Origin of the sequence: Bartonella sp. AA1HLJMS (genome assembly GCF_042197445.1) — a bacterium.
In the GTDB taxonomy this organism is placed as follows: Bacteria; Pseudomonadota; Alphaproteobacteria; order Rhizobiales; family Rhizobiaceae; genus Bartonella.
In genome coordinates, this window is record NZ_JBHIRW010000226.1 from 1 (window position 1) to 1,001 (window position 1,001).

The 1,001-nt window shown below is 37.6% G+C and carries 1 protein-coding gene and 1 pseudogene; both read right to left on the reverse strand.

Features of this window, described 5'->3' with window-relative positions:
• Positions 1–267 (reverse strand): annotated as a pseudogene (locus tag ACFIQE_RS10780) (hypothetical protein); the annotation flags it as partial.
• A 48-nt stretch (positions 268–315) separates the two neighbouring features.
• Positions 316–939, reverse strand: a complete 624-nt coding sequence (locus ACFIQE_RS10785) for a hypothetical protein (protein ID WP_375707743.1) — start codon at positions 937–939, stop codon at positions 316–318.
• Positions 940–1,001 lie beyond the last annotated feature (62 nt).

Sequence of the window (1,001 nt, forward strand, 5' to 3'; positions counted from 1 at the left end):
CAGAGATTCTTTGAAGTTAAGAAAGCGCATTTTCGCATCAAGGGTCTTATGGGCGAGATTGTGTCTTTTCATTTCTCTCTGATCATTGTGCAGTTGTTGTATGGCTTGCTTTTGTTGTGCCGTTTTCTTTTTCAAGTCTTGAGCGAGTTTAAAAGATAACCTGATATGCTTGATCAACCGGTAAGGAAGCCTGACCATCACCATAACCATTAAAATGGCAATGATAATGAACCCTAAAAAAGCCAAATATTGTATAATAATAATCACTTTCCCCCCCTATCGCATTGATGTGAAATCATCATTTTTATTCTCTGTTTAAGCAAATGTTTCTAATCTCTTTACTGTTTTTTTCACGCTATAATGAAGGAAACTATGGAAGATTAAAATGACAGGTAAAGCGATAATCATACACACACAGCACCACAACAGCAGCAGTACGACAAAAACGCTAACCTTAAACAATTGCAACGCATAACCGTGTAAAAAAATTGTAGATCTTGGAAAAAAAGCAAAAAAAGCTATCAAACCTACGAAAAGCATCATCAAAATAAAGGCTAGAAAAAAGATGATACAATAATCTTTTCTTGAAAGTTCCAAAGATTCTTGAAAAGAAAAAGCACGCAACTGTGTTGCAAGAACTGTCCTCTGTCCTCTACCCTCTACCTGATCATGCCCTAAATTCTGTTCTGCCCCCTTTTTTAATTTCCGCCGCATCCCAAACAACAATATGACCCGTTTTATAAAAGAATAATAAAGTGCCAAGATAGTCATGATGGTAGAAAACACTATCATGATCTCCCCCACCAACATGACAACACCCAACCCTGCTGTAGTCAACATTCCAAAACTCCTTACAAAAGCATTATCCTCTCGTTTCCCTATCGTGTTCTGTTGATAGCTTGGTTGTCTAGCTGTTGCTGCTCCGGCAATGTATCCCACAGTTTTATCATTTCCTTCACATCTCGTTTAGAGATGGCGTTAAAGACAAAAAAGAGTGGAAA